Here is a 17,153-nt window from a genome sequence, read left to right as displayed (position 1 = left end):
TTAAATAAAACAACAAAATCATGCTTAGGATAGAGGGCTTACAGGTATGTATAGGGGATAAAAAAATATTGAATGGGGTGAATCTTCAGGTCAATGCAGGTCAGGTACATGCCCTTATGGGACCCAATGGATCGGGTAAAAGCAGCTTAGCCGCGGTGCTAGCTGGTAGAGAAGAATACAAAGTAATACAAGGTAGTGTGCAGCTGTATAACCAGGACTTGTTGGCATTGGCACCAGAAGCCAGGGCTGCGCTGGGTCTTTTTCTGGCTTTTCAATATCCAGTTGAAATTCCGGGTGTTACCACAACAAATTTTTTAAAAACAGCTATTAATCAAATAAAAAAACAAAAAGGGTTGCCCCCTTTGGATGCGGTTTCATTTTTAGCCCTTTTAAAGGAGAAAATGGCCTTATTACAGATGGATCCATCATTGGTACAACGTTCACTCAATGAGGGTTTTTCTGGAGGAGAAAAGAAGCGCAATGAGATGCTGCAAATGGCTATGCTTGAGCCTACTTTGGCTATCTTGGATGAAACCGATTCCGGTCTGGACATTGATGCATTAAAGATTGTAGCGCAAGGTATCAATCAGTTGCGCAATGCAAACAATGCTATTATCTTAATCACCCATTACCAAAGATTGTTAAATTATGTTATACCAGATTTTGTACATATTTTCTACGAGGGGAAAATTATACAATCTGGCAATAGTTTGCTGGCTCATCAACTAGAGAAGGAAGGCTATGAACGGATGGTACAACCCACTTAATTTTATACAATAACGCATGGGAACGCTTAGTTTGATCTTGACTTATTTTAAAAGTAGAGGAAAAGTTATTTTGTATGGAAGGGCTACATTAGCCTAAATGCTATGGGAACATTTATAGATTGGCTGGGGGAAGCCTTTGCTTTAGTTACGCCAACAGATCCGCTTTATTCAGAACGCTCGCTTGCTTTCAATAGATTGAGTTGTCTAAATATTATAGAAAATCAGAAAGAAAACTATAATTTCTTACAGGATCTTATCCGTCAGTTAACCCAACAGGCCTATGTAAGCCATGCGGTACAGGGCTCTTGTATACAATCCATGCCTCTATCAGCTATAGAAACCTATGGAACGGCAGCAGCTATTGTAACGTTTATAGATGGAAATTTCTCTCAAGCGGATTCTTATTTTGATGCAAGGGGCCAGGCGGTTCAATTGTGGAAGTGGGCAGATCTCCCCCCCGAAGAGCAACAAGCATGGCTAAACGATTACCAGGCAGACTTAGGATCGGAGGAGGATCTGTTTGTGCTGCTCAATCATATGCTGTGCCAAGAAATCTACTTCTTAAAGATTAATGATACGGTTGACTTAAAAGATATTATTGTTATTCAGAATATTATAACAGGTTCTGTTCCCCATATAATGCCCCGTTTGCTGCTTAAAGTAGGCGCATCTAGCCGGGTAACAATAGTAGAACATAATTATGTGATCGACCATACCGCCCATTTTATCAATGCTTTAACCCATGTCCTCCTATCGGCAGGCGCTGAGTTATCCTACTATACGCTGGGGCATACGCCTTGTTACCAGGTACATACATTACATTGCAATCAAAAAGCGGATAGTTCATTGAACCATTATGTTTTTTCCTTGGGTAACGTTAAACTGCGTATGCGGTTTATTACACAATTAAATGGGAAGCATGCTACCGCTAATCTTTATGGTCTTTATGGTCTTGCGGCAGAGGAAAAAGTAGATTACCGTGTGCAAATAGCGCATCGTTATCCACAAAGCTTTAGCAAGCAGCATTACAAAGGAATAGTAGGCGGACAGGCTACAGCTGCTTTTCATGGAAGCATTTATGTAACCCCAGAAGCACAACAAACCAATGCCTATCAAACCAATAATGCCATTGTTTTATCTCCATTAGCCCATCATTACGTCAAACCACAGTTGGAAATTTATGCAGATGATGTCAAGTGTTCGCATGGTGCTACCACTGGAGCGTTAGATCCAACGCAGCTTTTTTACCTGCAATCACGAGGCATAGATGCTGATTTGGCTAAAACAATACTCTTAGAGGCCTTTGGGAAAGAAATCATTGATGCGGTTCCTATAGCTGAACTGAAACAGTATATAAGCGCTAAATTGCTAGCAAAGCTTGCGAAATTATAGTACCTTAGACTAGGCTAGACTGAATGTAGAGATAGCCAGTTGACAGAATGGTTGTTACGGATGCTTTGGATATAGGTCAAATTAGGGAATTATTTCCGATTTTAGGCCAACGTGTTTATGGTAATAAGGCCTTAGTCTATTTGGACAATGCAGCTACGACCCATAAACCGTTATCGGTTATACGCAAGGCGCAATGTTTTTATGAGCAAGAGAATGCAAACATCCATAGAGGGATGTATGCCATAGCTTCGCAGGCTACCACAGCTTTAGAAGCAACGCGTTCTGCCGTACAAAAATTCCTTCATGCCCCTAAGCCAGCTACTATTGTTTTTACAGCGGGTACTACAGCAAGCATTAACTTAATTGCAGCTACCTATGGGGAGATGGTATTGGGTGCAGGGGATGAGGTATTGGTTTCCGTTTTGGAGCATCATTCCAATTTTGTTCCTTGGCAACTGCTTTGTAAACGAAAAAATGCCTCTTTAAAGCTGCTCCCTATAGATGATACGGGGCAGCTGGACCTAACCCAGTTGGATCAATGGATTACCAAGCGTACTAAAATTGTAGCATTAACTTATGTATCTAATGCAATAGGGACCATTACTCCCATTAAAGCCATTATAGAGCAAGCACATGCCAAAGGCGCTATTGTTGTGGTGGATGGGGCGCAAGCAGTAGCCCATTTACCTATTGATGTAGCGGCATTGGATTGTGATTTTTTTGTTTTCTCTGCGCACAAAATGTATGGACTAACGGGGTTGGGCGTTTTGTATGGCAAAGAGGAATGGCTAGAAAGGATGCCCCCTTATCAAGCAGGTGGTGGTATGGTCGATACAGTACGTTTGGAAACAGTAACCTACCAAGCCCCCCCCTATAAATTTGAGGCAGGAACGCTGCCGCTGGCTTCCATCATTTCCTTTAGCGAAGCCATTGAATGGTTGCTTCGCATAGGGTATGCGAAGCTAGCTAAACAGGAAGCAACCTTGGTAAGTCATGCCTTGAAGGGGTTAAGCCATATAGCAGGCATACAGCTGATTGGAACTGCTGCTGAAAAGATAGGTATTATTGCATTTAATTTAAGCAATAGGCATCATTTAGATGTTGGGTTATTGTTGGATGCACAAGGAATTGCCGTACGTACAGGGCATTGCTGTACCCAGCCACTTATGCATAGGTTGGGTATAGAAGGTGTGGTACGCCTCTCTTTTGCCATATACAATACCCTTGAAGAAATAGATCTGTTTTTAGAAGCATTGCATAAAATTATACAAAAAGGATATTGATTTATATAGTTTATGTATATGGCACAAGATTCCAAAGCAATTGATCAACAGCAAGATGCTATCATAGCTGCATTTGCTACTTTAGGCAATGACCGGCTAGCTATGCTAGATTATCTGATAGATATTGGTACCGCTTTACCTACTATGGCGTCTTGCTATAAGACAGAAAACCATTTGGTACAAGGATGCATGTCTAAAGTATGGCTGGTAGACAGAGAAAGTGAAGGATTGCTCTTCTTCCAAGCAGACAGCAACACCGCCATTACGAAGGGATTGATTGCGCTATTGCTTCAAGTTCTTTCTGGTCAGCCGGGACAAGCTATTGCAGCCGCTGAGCTTTATTTTATGGAAGCGATTGGCATGCATGCCCTTATAGGATTCCAACGCAGCAGCGGGTTAGCACATATGATTAAGACAATTAAGTTAAAAGCAGTAGCTAGGTTGGCACAAACTGCTCCGTGTTGCCATACTTGTTAAGCGGGGCTTGTAAGTTAAACTATACGATTAGTTAAGCGTAATAACACATTGCTTCAGTATTATGACAAATTATACACCGAATGTAGAAAGAGAGCAACCATTGCGCTCTACAGTGGATGGATTAGCTGCCCATGCCAAGTATCCACCGCATGCCATAGAGTTAGAGGAAGGTATATTGGGTGCATTGATGCTAGAGAAAGAAGCTTTAGCCAGTGTTATAGATTTATTACAACCGGATAGTTTTTATAAAGAAGCGCATCAAGAAATTTACAAAGCCATTTTACATCTTTTTAGTGCTGCTGAGCCTGTAGATATGCTTACAGTAGTGAATCAATTGCGTAAAGAAGGCAAGTTAGCCGCTGTAGGAGGGAGTTATTATGTTAGCTACCTCACTACACGAATCAGTTCTGCTTCCAACATTGAGTTCCATGCCAGGGCTATTATTGAATATGCCATTCGAAGAAAATTAATTACTCTTTCCAGTAAAACGCAGCAATCCGCCTATGATCCTACGGTAGATGTATTTAATGTTTTGGATCGTACGGAGCAGACGCTTTTCGAAATTTCTGATGCCCATGTACGGAAAGGCTATGTAGCCATGCGTACTTTATTGGTAGAAGCTTTTAACAATCTATCGCACCGCCGCAATCGCATAGATGGATTAACTGGTATCCCCAGTGGTTTTACAGCTTTAGACCGGGTTACTTCTGGCTGGCAGAAATTTGATTTAATTATTATAGCAGCAAGGCCTGGTATGGGGAAAACGGCTTTTGTACTTTCTGCTTTGCGCAATGCAGCTATAGATCACCAAATAGCTGTGGCTATTTTTTCCTTAGAGATGGGTGCCCTACAGTTGGTCAATCGATTGATTGCGGCAGAAGCAGAACTCTCCAGTGAAAAAATTAAACAAGGCAAGCTTATGGACCATGAATGGGAGCAGCTGTTACATAAGACGGCAACCCTTTCTAATGCACCTATTTATGTAGATGATACCCCTGCACTTTCTATTTTTGAATTGCGTACCAAATGTAGGCGATTGAAAACGAAGCATAACATTCAACTGATCGTAATTGATTATTTACAATTAATGTCTGGGGATGCTAAGAGAGGAGGAAGCAATCGAGAGCAAGAGATTGCTTCTATTTCGCGGGCACTTAAAAGCTTAGCCAAGGAGCTAGATATTGCTGTTATTGCGCTTTCTCAATTAAGTAGGGCAGTAGAAACACGAGGAGGCAGCAAGCGGCCTCAGCTCTCTGATCTGCGTGAGTCAGGTTCTATTGAACAAGATGCAGATCTGGTATTGTTTTTATATAGGCCAGAATACTATGGCTTAACAGAAGATGAATCAGGGAATCCTACGCAAGGCTTGGCGGAAGTTATCATAGCCAAGCACCGAAATGGAGCATTAGATCATATAAATTTACAATTCATAGGCTGGTATATGAAATTCGTGGATGGGGGTATGTCAGCTGCTGCTGCGCCATTAGAACCCGTTACTACTGTGATGCGTTCTAGTAAGGTAAATGCATTGGATGAACCATTTTAGTTGATTTCTCCTAATGCTCTTTTGCTTGTATAGGTTGAAGACTAAACTTTATAACATCCAAATGAGCCTAGTTCTTTTTGTTAGATTTTGGAAAGTTTATATTGTAATTCCTAATGTCATGTGCTAATTTTTCAATAGCCATTAGTAATTCAGGTGCGTTTTTTTAATTTTGCTGCGTTTCGCATACGGGTGAGCGTTCCATCTAATTCAATGATGGGTTTCTCAAAATCTAATACTGCTATTCTATATTTAGTATAAATAAATTATTTTTATAAAGTAATACTTAAACCCGGCATATTAAAAACCAAATAACAATGAGCAGCTTGATAAAAGAACTTTATAGACGGGTAATAGAAATTTTAAATTTTAAAAGAAATATTATACCCTTACTGTTTTGTTCTACAGTAATGCTAGCAGAGAATTGTGATGAGGCATCCACTAGCAACAAGCAAAAAAAGAAGTTGCAGCCAACAGCAAAAGCAGGCAACATGGCAGCAGAGAATTGTGATGAAGCATCCGCCAACAAGCAACAAAAGAAGCTGCAGCCAACAGCAAAAGCAGGCAACATGGCAGCAGAGAATTGTGATGAGGCATCCGCCAACAAGCAACAAAAGAAGTTGCAGCCAACAGCAAAAGCAGGCAACATGGCAGCAGAGAATTGTGATGAGGCATCCGCCAACAAGCAACAAAAGAAGCCGAAGCCAACAGCAAAAGCAATAGCAGAAGAAAAATTAGAAAAAATAAAAAGAATAGCAGAAGAAGCAAGAAAAGAAGCAGAAGCAAAAAAAGAAAGTGGAGAAAAAGCAATGGAAATATTAAAAAAAATAGTATATGCAGAGAATCAAGAAAAAGCAGTAGAACAAATGGAAAAAGAATATAAAGAAGGAAATTATATAACGTGTATTGAATTATATAATCTTGTCTGTGGTACGTATGGATTGATACCTTAAAAATTCCTACGTATCCGTTCTTCCAATGGCGTTAACTCAAGAAATTAAATTAATTGACTAACAGACTTCTCTAAGCACATGATGGCGTTTTGGCTTATCGACCTTACTGCAAATTTTCCTGGTTAAACATGCCTCTATCTACCATCTTAAAGCGTAGACTTTACGGATACTTTCCAGCTAAATAATCCTCGATCAAAAGCCATACCACATTTACTGGTTGGCTGTTCGTTTTATCTTTACGCTCTACTATACAATCAAAATCTGATTCTCCAGCTTTAACACCTTCCCATAGCTTTGTATAGCTGTTGACTTGCACAAGAAAAATAAAATCTGTTTTTACAGTTATTATGTTGTTTAGTACATTTTACAGAAGTGCAGCCAAGATCATAGATAAATCGCAATTTATCTTGCTTTAAAGGACGTATCTGTTCAACTACTTCAGGTAGTTGGGTTTCTGCCATTGTTTCTTCGCTTATCTAACAGTTTATTTTATAAGTGCTAAGGTTACATATTATAGAGTAGGGTTATTGCGTTGTTGTATCACGTATGCTACCCATCGCACAAAATTTTTCTCTTCTTGTTTGTAGCAACGCATCAATTGGTTTACTGAGTAGTTGTTGAAGATGTTGTAGGATGTTTTCCTTAAGTAGGGTTGCTGCTATAGACCAATTCCTATGTGCTCCCCCTACTGGTTCCTTAATAATACCGTCTATCAAACCAAAATTAACCATATCATGAGCAGTTACTTGTAAAATTTCAGCGGCTTGTTCTTTATAATCTCGGTTTTTCCATAGGATAGTAGAACATGATTCTGGTGAAATAACAGAGTACCAAGTATGCTCCAGCATCAATACACAATCACCTATTGCAATAGCTAAAGCTCCTCCTGATGCGCCTTCACCAATGACAATGGATAGGATGGGGACACGTAGGGAAAACATCGCTTGAATAGTGGTAGCGATAGCTTCTCCTTGGCCCCTTTCTTCTGCCTCCAGCCCTGGATAGGCACCAGGTGTATCAATTAATGTTACAATTGGTTTATTAAATTTTTCTGCTAGACGCATTAAGCGCAGCGCTTTGCGGTAACCTTCTGGATTAGGCATACCAAAGTTGTGTCTTTTTTTTTCCTTGATGTTTCTCCCTTTTTGGCAACCTATTAGCATGACTATATGGTCCTCTATTTTAGCGAATCCTCCTACCATAGCTTTATCATCTCCCATGAGCCGGTCACCATGTAATTCTATAAAGTGTTCTGTAATCTGTTCGATATAATCAAGTGTATGGGGTCTATCCGGATGGCGTGCTAGTTGAACCCGTTGCCATCTTGTTAAATTTTGGAAAGTTTTTTGTTGTAGCTCCCGAATATCATGGGCTAACTTTTCAATAGCCATTAGCAGTTCAGGTGCATTTTGTAATCTTGCTGCTTCGCGCATACGAGCAAGCTTTTCTTCTAATTCAATGATAGGTTTCTCAAAATCTAATACTGCCATTTTCTGTATACTGTAAGGGTTTCTTAAAAAAATGTCTTTTAACGCACACAAGATAAGGTAAAATAAGATTAAGGTAAGACAAAAATAGTTTTTATAACGCTTTGAGACCGTTGTGATAGATCAATAGAATAATTTTTTATATGTTTCTACGCTTAGTTGGCATGTAATTCTAGTAAAGAATTGCGTATCGGAGAAACATAAACAGGAACATCAGCAGCAGCAGAAGCAAGAAGAGAAATAGAAGCAAGAAAAGCAGATATTGATAGTTGATGGTCAAACTTATAATTACCTTGACCGCCTACTAGGAAGTTAAAATAGGTAAACTCATAGCGGTTGTATAGATTCCAATGGTAGGTATTATAGACCGTCAGTAGGTTCTTATTGGTAAAACTACCACAGAATTTCATATGCCATATTGGATCAAAATGACATACATAACCCAAAGCCCCCCATGCATCTTATGCGCAACACCATAATTAATTTACATGTCATGACATCCATGCGTATGAAGTGAAATGATGTTGTGTTTTCGCAGTTATTGCAACATTTGATCATGTTTATGATTTTGTGTGGCAAATGGCTCTTTTGATGGAATGTAATTTTTTTGTACTTCACTTAAACAAGGGATAAAATTTTCCAATTCTTTATATTTTTCCCAGGGAGTTTTCCTTTGAAGAGAGCTAAGGACGTTGTTTATTGTAATATTCTTCCCAAGATCTAAGTTTAACCTGTAGATCAGGATCCTTAATGTTAACACTACTATAAAACTCATCTAGGTCTGTACGCTATGCTCTTTCTATTTTACCGTTTAAATGTGGAAAAAATGGCTTAATAGGACGGAATTTAATTTCCCACTCCCTGAGGCATTCTTGCACCTCATAGGCGAAAAATTCCTGTCCTCTGTCAATTTGAATCCTTTGACAATGAAACGGTATCTTTTTCTTCAATTTTTGAAGGAAGGTCCAGCGTATTTTTTGAAGTACGTCTTGGGATATAGAGCAAGGACTTTATAACGTGTACAATCATCTAAGTGTATTGATATAATGACGCAGCTATTTTGCACACATCCATTTGTATACGTTCTCCTTGTACTTTGCAGTTATAATAGCTTAATTTGTTTGCGGTAATGGCGTTTAATATGTAAACGACTTATTTTATGTTTTTTTAAAAGATTTATGTGTGGTATTCAATGAAAAAGATATGCCATTCAAACGTTTCAAGTTAGTTTGCATACGACTTGCCCCTAATTTTCTGGTTTTTCTTAATCCTACATCTTTACTGTAGCAATCTATACGAATCACACAACCATTACAGGTCGCTATTTAATTTAAATTAATCTTACATCTTTAGTGTAACAACCTCCACGAATCACACAAATCAACATTGCAATATTCTAGTTTTGTTTTAATAACAGCTGAAACTATCACTAAGTGTAATCGAGCTGTATTAGAACAAATAAATAAAGTAGCGTTATCTGCTGCTTTAAAAGAAGTGCAACGCCATAAACAACTTTTTAACAACTGCTTTTGTTCTGCTACGCAAGAACAAGAAGAAGTTCAAGTATTAAAAAAGGCAATCAATACCGAAAAAGAGATATTCGTTACTCCTAAAATAAATTTCGACATTCTTATTTTTGATGACTACTTAATAGAAGAATTACATGTATTCATCAGGAAAATCGAGTCGTTGAAATAATTATTCATACTCCAAACCAAAATTAAGTACCTTTCATGTATGATTTATAATCAATTATAAATCTGGTTCACAATGCGGTTTTAACTAACTACAGAATCCATTGTTGGTATTAAAGCATTTTGTTCCTGAGCATACCAAAGTACTTTATATAAGCCAGTTTGCTGTAGCAGTTCAGCATGTGTACCGTCTTGTACAATTTGACCTTGGTCAAAAACCAAAATACGGTCCATCTTGAGCAAGGTAGACAATTTATGAGCTATGATGACTGTAGTTTTATTTTGCATTAAATATCTAAGAGATATTTGGATTTTTTTCTCTGTTAGGGGATCAAGTTGGGAAGTAGACTCATCCAATAGTAAAATGGGTGCACTGTTAAGAAAGGCGCGTGCTATAGCAATTCTTTGAATCTGCCCCCCAGAAAGTTGTGTACCATGCGCACCTATTACAGTTTCGTAACCTCTGGATAGTTGCTGAATAAATTGATGTGCATGTGCTTTTTTAGCTGCATCAATAATTTCATCATCAGTGGCATCTAACTTACCATATAAGATATTCTCTCTTATAGTACGTTGAAATAAAGTTGGTAGTTGAGGAATCACACTAATAGCTTCTCTTAACGAAGCCCGAGTAATGCTTTGTACTTCTTGACCATCAACCAAAATATTTCCAGCATTTACATTAAATAGCCTCAAAATAAGATTGAGAAAGGTAGTTTTACCACTTCCAGAATTTCCTACCAATCCAACTCGTTGTCGAGGTTGGATGGTTAAAGAAATGTTTTGAAATAACGGTTTAGATTTTTCATAATGAAAATAAACTTTATCAAAAATAATTTGCCCATGACTTACTATGATAGGTTTTGCATTATCCTGATCTTGTATTTCCATAGGAAAGTTGTAAACTTCAAGTGCTCCCATGGCTGTTCTCCAGTTAGTAAAAAAGAGACATAACTGACTTAATAATTCATTAAGTTTATCAGCAATTCTAAAGTTTAACATGAAAATTAAAACTAGATCACCTGGAGTGATGTAGCTTATTGATTGCAGATAGGTAACACTACTCAAAAAGCAGATAGTATACAGAGCAATCAAAACACTTTGAAAAAAGTGAATCCTCATCAAGAAATACCCGTATGTTTTACTATTTTCTATAACTCTTGAATTTGTATTGTGCAATCGTTGCTTTTCATAATGCTCTCGAGAAAAACAGTGTACATTTAAAATATTAGATAAATAATCTGTTATATAGCCCCAAATATTTGCTCGAGCTTTTGTATACTCCATAGTTAAAGCATTGCCTCTTGAGATGCTAAAGTATGTGTGAATCAAGAAAAAACTGATCCAGATAACCATCTCCACTGCTAATATATAATGTATTCTTGCTAAAAGAAAAAGGGCAAAAAATATGCTTAGGGTAACTTGCATAAATTGATATATTATAACAAAAATAATATCAGGCAGTAAATTTGACGCATCATTGATTTTTGCCATGATGCTACCAGAAGCATGTTTTTGGTAAAAGTTATAGGGATAATTTCTTATGCGCTCCATTAATAGCGTGATTACATAAGCCCTAAGAGAATGGCTATATTGGATAAGGCACCAATCATTGAATGTCCATAAGCATATCTGTACAATTTGTACAAATGCATATATTTTGGATATAGTTAATAAACTATTCCTGTTAGCATCCATAGCTGTATTTATGAGCAGTTTAATGAGATAAGGCCTTAAATTTGTATCGATTGAGGCACATAAAACAACGAAAATGTTGCCTAATATATAGGTCCTATAAGGTTGTATTAGTTTCAATATAAATTGTATGGTTCGCATAATTAAGTTATTTATCTCAAACTACAGGAAGGACATAAACAATAACATTATAGTACTATAAGCTTACAAAAATATCTAAACGTAAATTGAGTTATCATAACAAAATCTTTGCAATTTTCTATTGCAACGGCCTCAGTTTTTACAAGCGCTGAAAACTTCCTGTATAAACTAATTAGTTCTGCGGTAATTGGTTGATCCAAAATTTGCATTATTAGATTGGATTTATGTATATGTATAATTAGTCCATGAGGGGCAAAAATTAGTAAGAATCAGTGTATTACTTATAATATACAAAGCATGGATTTATCACTTGGATTATGCCTACAGTAAATCCAACTTAATAAGTGATCTTATAGTATTACCAAATATTGTGTATGTCATGTCACCTGCGAATAATATTAGTGAAAATGAGTTAGATAATAATTCATTTCATTGGTGAAATCCATGGAGACCTCGCCTTTAAACATGAGCAGTAAAATGAAAAAAGATGACAATAAGTACTTAATCTGATTAAGACTAGATATAAAGGTAACTTCTGCAAAATAAGTGTAGATATTCTCTTTCTGTAAGCCTGTTAATACGCTAAGTATGGGTGGTATAGGGTTATTATACCTTGCAAAAACTGATAAGTTTGCTAATATGTAACTGAAAGCTTTAATATAACAAACGACAAAGTTATGAATTTTAACTCAATACTGATGCATATCTATAGCATTATGCACCAAGGCATTAAAATTTGGAGTCAAGGCAGTAATATAAAATTATTTGTGCCTAAAAATGCTGTTTTAAAAAAAGAGCACACAGATTTTATTAAGCTTAATCGAAAACAAATCCTTCAACATTTAGTTTCTAACTGTGTTTATACTAAAGATTATGATATACTCATGCTTAAAGAGCAATCTGTACAACCACTGCTTTCCTTTAGCCAAGAGCGTTTATGGTTTATGGATCAGTATGAGGGAGGAAGCAATGCATATAATATTGAGATGACTTATAAATTATCTCCAGTTATTAGGTTAGATATATTAGAGCAAAGTATCAGGCACATTGTGTTACGACACGAAATTCTTAGAACGTTAATCAAAAAAGATAATGAGGGCAATAGCTATCAACTAGTATTGGATAGTCAGCAACATCCTATTGAAAAGGTTGGATAAAAATAAAAATAGATTGATTTTTTATATTTAAAGAAATAGTATTAATCTGTTTATTCCTTTACATTAATTCAATATAACTATACATAGCATGGGATGGAAGATAGCAGGAACAATCATAATCAGAGCCCAAATTGATGATATAGACTTTAAAGAATTACTTAATGATCTAGATTTAGAGTCGCCTGAACTTACAAAAGTTGATAACGTACCATTTTGGGAGGCAATGGATATGGGCACAAACAACGTTTACATAGGGTCTTACAAGGATAATCTGATAATTTGTGATAATAATAATGTATTAGGTACAAGCGCCTCCTTTGAAAAAAATATTTCATCGATCGAACAGCGCTTAATTAACCATTTCCCAGATACCGAAATTTGTACCATTGTATTACATAGTGGTGTAAACCTCTGGGGATATTCGGTAATTAAAAATGGACAAAAAATACGGGCAAGAGGGGGATCTTGGAATGATGGAACATTTTTAGAGTATGGCTCCCCCTTAGAACAAGAAAAAGAGTTACTGAGCCAATCGATCATTGACAAAGATGGTAACAGGGTCTACCTACTCGATGATTATCCAGGAGAACCTTTCTCAGAAGATCAAGTAGGGGAAGAGTTTGTTTCTGACATAGCTAGCCGCTATTTTGGGATTGGACTTTTTTGTTCAAGCGAATTACTTGATACCATGCTTGCCGGATATGCCTAAACCCTGGTGAAGCGTTTTTTGTAGCATACAAAGGAGTCCATTAATTGCAAGCGTTTGTATTTTTAGTGTTATCACTATGGTACTAAAAATGGAATAACTTACTTTATTTATTTTCCTGTCCAAACAATTAAACAATAACGCAATGTTTCATGCACTTCTAGTTTGTATTAAAAAATTAATTAAAGGAAGAGCTTATATAAATCACATAGATAAATATGGACGAACCCCTTTACAGCTGGCAGTAATCCAAGGAAATCTAGGTGTCGTTACCGCTTTAATTAAAGAAGGAGCCAATGTAAACCAAGCAGATAAGTATGGACGGAGTCCCTTACATTTAGCAGCACAAGAAGGCAAACTAGATTGTATCACTGTTTTAATTCAAGCAGGCGCCGAGGTAAACCAAAAAGATAAAGATGAATGGACCCCTTTACATTCGGCAGCATACAACGGCAATCTAGATTGTATGGATGCTTTAATTAAAGAAGGAGCCAATGTAAACCAAGCAGATGAGTATGGACGGAGTTCCTTACATTTAGCAGCACAAGAAGGCAAGCTAGATTGTATCACTGTTTTAATTCAAGCAGGAGCCAATGTAAACCAAGCAGATAAGTATGGTGGATTGACCCCTTTACATCTGGCAACATACGAAAGCGAGCTAGGTTGTCTTGATGCTTTAATTAAGGAAGGCGCCGAGGTAAACCAATTAAATAAGTATGGACGGACCCCTTTACATCTGGCAGCATACCAAGCTAATCTAGATTGTATTACCGCTTTAATTAAAGAAGGAGCCGAGGTAAACCAATTAAATAAGTATGGACGGACCCCTTTACATCTGGTAGCACAAGAAGGCAATCTAGATTGTATGGATGCTTTAATTCAAGCAGGCGCCGAGGTAAACCAAAAAGATAAAGATGAATGGACCCCTTTACATTCGGCAGCATACAACGGCAATCTAGATTGTATGGATGCTTTAATTAAAGAAGGAGCCGAAGTAAACCAAAAAGATAAGTATGGACGGACCCCTTTACATTCGGCAGCACAAACAGGCAAGCTAGATTGTATGGATGCTTTAATTCAAGCAGGCGCCGAGGTAAACCAAAAAGATAAAGATGGACGGACCCCTTTACATTCGGCAGCACAAAGAGGCAAGCTAGATTGTATGGATGCTTTAATTCAAGCAGGCGCCGAGGTAAACCAAAAAGATAAAGATGGACGGACCCCTTTACATTCGGCAGCAGAAAACGGCAAGCTAGATTGTATGGATGCTTTAATTCAAGTAGGAGCCGAGGTAAACCAAAAAGATAAGGATGGATGGACCCCTTTACATCTGGCAGCATACAACGGCAATCTAGGTTGTATGGATGCTTTAATTCAAGCAGGAGCCGAGGTAAACCAAAAAGATAAAGATGAATGGACCCCTTTACATTCGGCAGCACAAGAAGGCAATCTAAATTGTATTATCGCTTTAATTAAAGCAGGAGCCGAGATAAACCAAAAAGATAATAACGGGCAGACACCTTTAGATTTGGCAAAACAATCTGGCCATCAAGATTGTATTAATATACTACAGGCTAAAGGAGCGAAGAAAATAGCAAATAAAATAATAGTAAGATTGAGGACATTATTGAGGACATTTCTAGAGAAAATTTAATCAGCTCCTACTTAACATAATATAAATTATATAACATTTAACAACCAAAATTTGTTTGCCATTTATTTTTTTATTAAAATGAACTCAATTGTGGGTAGAAAATGAACTCAATTGTGGGTAGTTGGCTAGGTAAAGTTCAATGTAATTATTATTAAAAAGAACACCTCTCTTTTAATCCATTGATAACTGGGATACCCTACGATTTATAGTGTATACTATGGCTGCATTGGTTTCTACTAAGCTTTTAGGTAATAGATTTTCAAGAATGGTTAATAAATTTCTTACAATACAAAAAAAAATACGTTTAGGCTTATTCTCTTGTCTATGCTTTTGCTGTGCTACTACCTCAAGCACTGCCTTGGGTGTAAATTTTACGGAAAGAGCCTATTTCTATGAGGATGGGTCTGGATTATTTAGCCTTGAAGTTGACTTAACTAAATCAGCTAAACTCATTGCATTTCTTAAATATTTGAATAAAAGTTACCAAGATATTCCTAAACTAATTGCTTACAATCCTCTATGTACGCTACAAAAAACATTGAACCCTATCACTGGCATTACTGGTATAATTGTAAAGAATGACAAAAAATCGATGCTTCGGTTTAAATTGAAGTTCGGGTTTAAAGATATAGAGGCCCTTAATAAGGCTATGATAAAAATTAACGAAGGATTGGACCCTCCTGAAATTACCTATTTTAACTTTAGTAATGAGCTCTTTGTGCGAGAGGATTTGAATGGTATAGTTAAAAAGTTAATTGATTACCAAAATCACTCGAATTGTTTAATTAAAAGTTTTGATTTAGCCTCTTTCTTTAAGCACACTACCTATACTACTATTTATACTTTTCATAAAATGATTAAAAATTATAGTAATCCATTAGGTGAGCTCAGCAAGGATAAAAAAACCGTTCGCATTACACACTATGTATTTGCGGCAGATGAAACAGAAGATTCTATAGGGAATCGTTGTCACTTTGATACCTCTACACAACATTAATAAAAAGTCTTTTATGCAAACGCAATACGATCATCTGGAAGCAAGGATAACCGCTTTAAAGCACTGTCTTTGACTTGGCTGGCAAGCAGCTACAATTACACTCTTTAAAGGAAGCCGCTTCCGCTCCTTCCTTCTGGTCTAATCCACAAGAGGAAATTGAAAAAACTATTCAGCAAATCAAAGAACTAGAAGAGATTGTTAAGAAGTTCCATCTGCTGCAAGACCAGTGGGAAATACTCCTTTTACTAGAAGAATTGAGCCAATCTGCTACTGAAGAACAAGCGGAGTTAAGCAAAGAGCTGTGCATAACAATTGAAACAGTATCTACACTTCTAGAGGAAATGGAATTAAAAGCCATGCTATCTAGTAAAGAGGATTCTTTCAATGCCGTAATAGATATAAAGCCAGGCGCAGGTGGTACAGAAAGCCAGGATTGGGCTGCTATGTTGGTGCGCATGTATACCATGTGGGGGAATAAGCAGGGTTATAGTGTAAAAACTATTCATTATCAATCAGGTGATACTGCTGGTATAAAATCAGCAACGTTAGAAGTTATCGGTTCCTATGCTTATGGCTATATAAAGGCAGAAGTTGGTATCCATAGATTGGTTCGCCTTTCCCCTTTTGATTCAGCAGGTAAACGGCATACTTCTTTTGCATCTGTTTATGCGGCCCCTCTTATTGATGATACCATAAAAATTGAACTAAACCCTACAGATTTACGCTGGGATACTTTTCGATCCGGTGGAGCTGGTGGCCAGAACGTTAATAAAGTAGAAACAGCTGTCCGTGTTAGGCATATCCCATCTGGTACTATCGTAGAATGCCAACAAGAACGCTCCCAATTGCAAAATAAAGAGAAAGCGTTACAGCTGCTTAAATCTAAGCTTTATCAACAAGAACTAGAAAAAAGAAGGGAGCAACAACAAGAAGTAGAACGTTCTAAAAAAAAGATTGACTTTGGTTCTCAAATTAGAAATTATATATTGCATCCCTATAAGATTATTAAAGATAACCGAACAGGCCATGAACGTAAAGACGTAGAAAAAGTTTTAGATGGAGACCTTAATGGATTTATTAAAAGTTATTTATTACAAAAGTAACGTTAAATAAGATAAAAAGCGTTTAACGTCTTTTTTAAAAAGTCTTTCATTGTAAATGAAAATTGTATCGACTTGTTATATTCCCTATCTTTGTAAACAAGTTG

Annotated in this window: 16 protein-coding genes; 12 read left to right on the top strand and 4 right to left on the bottom strand. The window is 37.0% G+C overall.

The annotated features are described in order from the left end of the window. The first annotated feature begins 20 nt into the window (after positions 1-20). The 6 genes from sufC to DK880_RS05070 all read left to right on the top strand — a co-directional run bounded on the left by sufC (position 21) and on the right by DK880_RS05070 (position 6,415). Positions 21-767 carry a Fe-S cluster assembly ATPase SufC gene (sufC, locus tag DK880_RS00355; protein WP_109996875.1) on the top strand — a complete coding sequence of 249 codons (747 nt, stop codon included), beginning with the start codon at positions 21-23 and terminating at the stop codon, positions 765-767. Between the two features lie 102 nt (positions 768-869). After that, complete coding sequence (gene sufD / locus DK880_RS00350) at positions 870-2,159, top strand: Fe-S cluster assembly protein SufD (protein WP_109996874.1); 1,290 nt, start codon at positions 870-872, stop codon at positions 2,157-2,159. A gap of 47 nt (positions 2,160-2,206) precedes the next feature. Beyond that, on the top strand, positions 2,207-3,442 hold the full coding sequence (locus DK880_RS00345; protein WP_109996873.1) for an aminotransferase class V-fold PLP-dependent enzyme: 1,236 nt from the start codon (positions 2,207-2,209) through the stop codon (positions 3,440-3,442). 18 nt (positions 3,443-3,460) lie between these two features. Beyond that, entirely contained in the window at positions 3,461-3,919 is a 459-nt protein-coding gene (locus tag DK880_RS00340; RefSeq protein WP_204082269.1) for a SufE family protein, read from the top strand. A gap of 61 nt (positions 3,920-3,980) precedes the next feature. Then, positions 3,981-5,465, top strand: coding sequence for a replicative DNA helicase (gene dnaB / locus DK880_RS00335; RefSeq protein WP_109996871.1), 1,485 nt, complete (start codon positions 3,981-3,983; stop codon positions 5,463-5,465). 407 nt (positions 5,466-5,872) lie between these two features. Beyond that, on the top strand, positions 5,873-6,415 hold the full coding sequence (locus tag DK880_RS05070) for a hypothetical protein (protein WP_162534051.1): 543 nt from the start codon (positions 5,873-5,875) through the stop codon (positions 6,413-6,415). Positions 6,416-6,575: 160 nt separating this feature from the next. Here the strand turns inward: DK880_RS05070 and DK880_RS05065 are convergent, their stop codons facing one another. From DK880_RS05065 to DK880_RS05060, 3 genes are all read right to left on the bottom strand, one after another. Next, entirely contained in the window at positions 6,576-6,731 is a 156-nt protein-coding gene (locus DK880_RS05065; protein ID WP_162534050.1) for a hypothetical protein, read from the bottom strand. 208 nt (positions 6,732-6,939) lie between these two features. After that, on the bottom strand, positions 6,940-7,905 hold the full coding sequence (locus tag DK880_RS00320) for an acetyl-CoA carboxylase carboxyltransferase subunit alpha (protein WP_109996868.1): 966 nt from the start codon (positions 7,903-7,905) through the stop codon (positions 6,940-6,942). A gap of 152 nt (positions 7,906-8,057) precedes the next feature. After that, complete coding sequence (locus DK880_RS05060) at positions 8,058-8,348, bottom strand: hypothetical protein (RefSeq protein WP_204082268.1); 291 nt, start codon at positions 8,346-8,348, stop codon at positions 8,058-8,060. A 940-nt stretch (positions 8,349-9,288) separates the two neighbouring features. On the opposite strand from DK880_RS05060, the gene DK880_RS00310 reads away from it, so the two are divergent. Then, the gene (locus tag DK880_RS00310; RefSeq protein ID WP_109996867.1) at positions 9,289-9,600 is read left to right on the top strand and encodes a hypothetical protein; all 312 of its coding nucleotides are present in this window, start codon (positions 9,289-9,291) and stop codon (positions 9,598-9,600) included. 80 nt (positions 9,601-9,680) lie between these two features. Here DK880_RS00310 and DK880_RS00305 read toward each other — a convergent pair whose 3' ends face one another. Then, on the bottom strand, positions 9,681-11,432 hold the full coding sequence (locus DK880_RS00305; RefSeq protein ID WP_109996866.1) for an ABC transporter ATP-binding protein: 1,752 nt from the start codon (positions 11,430-11,432) through the stop codon (positions 9,681-9,683). A gap of 716 nt (positions 11,433-12,148) precedes the next feature. Between DK880_RS00305 and DK880_RS00300 the strand changes: the two genes are divergently transcribed. The 5 genes from DK880_RS00300 to prfB all read left to right on the top strand — a co-directional run bounded on the left by DK880_RS00300 (position 12,149) and on the right by prfB (position 17,049). Beyond that, positions 12,149-12,589 (top strand): condensation domain-containing protein, encoded by a 441-nt coding sequence (locus tag DK880_RS00300; RefSeq protein ID WP_162534047.1) that lies wholly within the window; start codon positions 12,149-12,151, stop codon positions 12,587-12,589. Positions 12,590-12,677: 88 nt separating this feature from the next. Continuing rightward, positions 12,678-13,298, top strand: coding sequence for a DUF6928 family protein (locus DK880_RS00295; RefSeq protein WP_109996864.1), 621 nt, complete (start codon positions 12,678-12,680; stop codon positions 13,296-13,298). A gap of 142 nt (positions 13,299-13,440) precedes the next feature. Continuing rightward, positions 13,441-14,949: an ankyrin repeat domain-containing protein gene (locus DK880_RS00290; RefSeq protein ID WP_109996863.1), complete on the top strand. Its 1,509-nt coding sequence runs from the start codon at positions 13,441-13,443 to the stop codon at positions 14,947-14,949. A gap of 217 nt (positions 14,950-15,166) precedes the next feature. Beyond that, positions 15,167-15,946, top strand: a complete 780-nt coding sequence (locus DK880_RS00285) for a hypothetical protein (protein WP_109996862.1) — start codon at positions 15,167-15,169, stop codon at positions 15,944-15,946. A gap of 13 nt (positions 15,947-15,959) precedes the next feature. Continuing rightward, positions 15,960-17,049, top strand: a protein-coding gene (prfB, locus tag DK880_RS00280; protein ID WP_204082267.1) for a peptide chain release factor 2 whose coding sequence is annotated in 2 segments (ribosomal slippage) — positions 15,960-16,016 and positions 16,018-17,049 — 1,089 coding nt in all. Because the reading frame shifts where the segments join, the coding sequence is not laid out codon by codon here. The last annotated feature ends 104 nt before the right edge of the window (positions 17,050-17,153 follow it).

The sequence above is a fragment of the Candidatus Cardinium hertigii genome (assembly GCF_003176915.1).
Lineage (GTDB): Bacteria > Bacteroidota > Bacteroidia > Cytophagales > Amoebophilaceae > Cardinium > Cardinium hertigii_A.
The sequence above is the reverse complement of the archived record's forward strand: the minus strand, read 5'-3'. Positions and strand labels throughout refer to the sequence as shown.

What these genes read in the sequence shown, in the direction of transcription:
- sufC (WP_109996875.1), top strand. Translation starts at nt 21, where the DNA reads ATGCTTAGGATAGAGGGCTTACAGGTATGTATAGGGGATAAAAAAATA.
- sufD (WP_109996874.1), top strand. Translation starts at nt 870, where the DNA reads ATGGGAACATTTATAGATTGGCTGGGGGAAGCCTTTGCTTTAGTTACG.
- DK880_RS00345 (WP_109996873.1), top strand. Translation starts at nt 2,207, where the DNA reads ATGGTTGTTACGGATGCTTTGGATATAGGTCAAATTAGGGAATTATTT.
- DK880_RS00340 (WP_204082269.1), top strand. Translation starts at nt 3,461, where the DNA reads ATGGCACAAGATTCCAAAGCAATTGATCAACAGCAAGATGCTATCATA.
- dnaB (WP_109996871.1), top strand. Translation starts at nt 3,981, where the DNA reads ATGACAAATTATACACCGAATGTAGAAAGAGAGCAACCATTGCGCTCT.
- DK880_RS05070 (WP_162534051.1), top strand. Translation starts at nt 5,873, where the DNA reads ATGCTAGCAGAGAATTGTGATGAGGCATCCACTAGCAACAAGCAAAAA.
- DK880_RS00320 (WP_109996868.1), bottom strand. Translation starts at nt 7,905, where the DNA reads ATGGCAGTATTAGATTTTGAGAAACCTATCATTGAATTAGAAGAAAAG.
- DK880_RS00305 (WP_109996866.1), bottom strand. Translation starts at nt 11,432, where the DNA reads ATGCGAACCATACAATTTATATTGAAACTAATACAACCTTATAGGACC.
- DK880_RS00300 (WP_162534047.1), top strand. Translation starts at nt 12,149, where the DNA reads ATGCACCAAGGCATTAAAATTTGGAGTCAAGGCAGTAATATAAAATTA.
- DK880_RS00295 (WP_109996864.1), top strand. Translation starts at nt 12,678, where the DNA reads ATGGGATGGAAGATAGCAGGAACAATCATAATCAGAGCCCAAATTGAT.
- DK880_RS00290 (WP_109996863.1), top strand. Translation starts at nt 13,441, where the DNA reads ATGTTTCATGCACTTCTAGTTTGTATTAAAAAATTAATTAAAGGAAGA.
- DK880_RS00285 (WP_109996862.1), top strand. Translation starts at nt 15,167, where the DNA reads ATGGCTGCATTGGTTTCTACTAAGCTTTTAGGTAATAGATTTTCAAGA.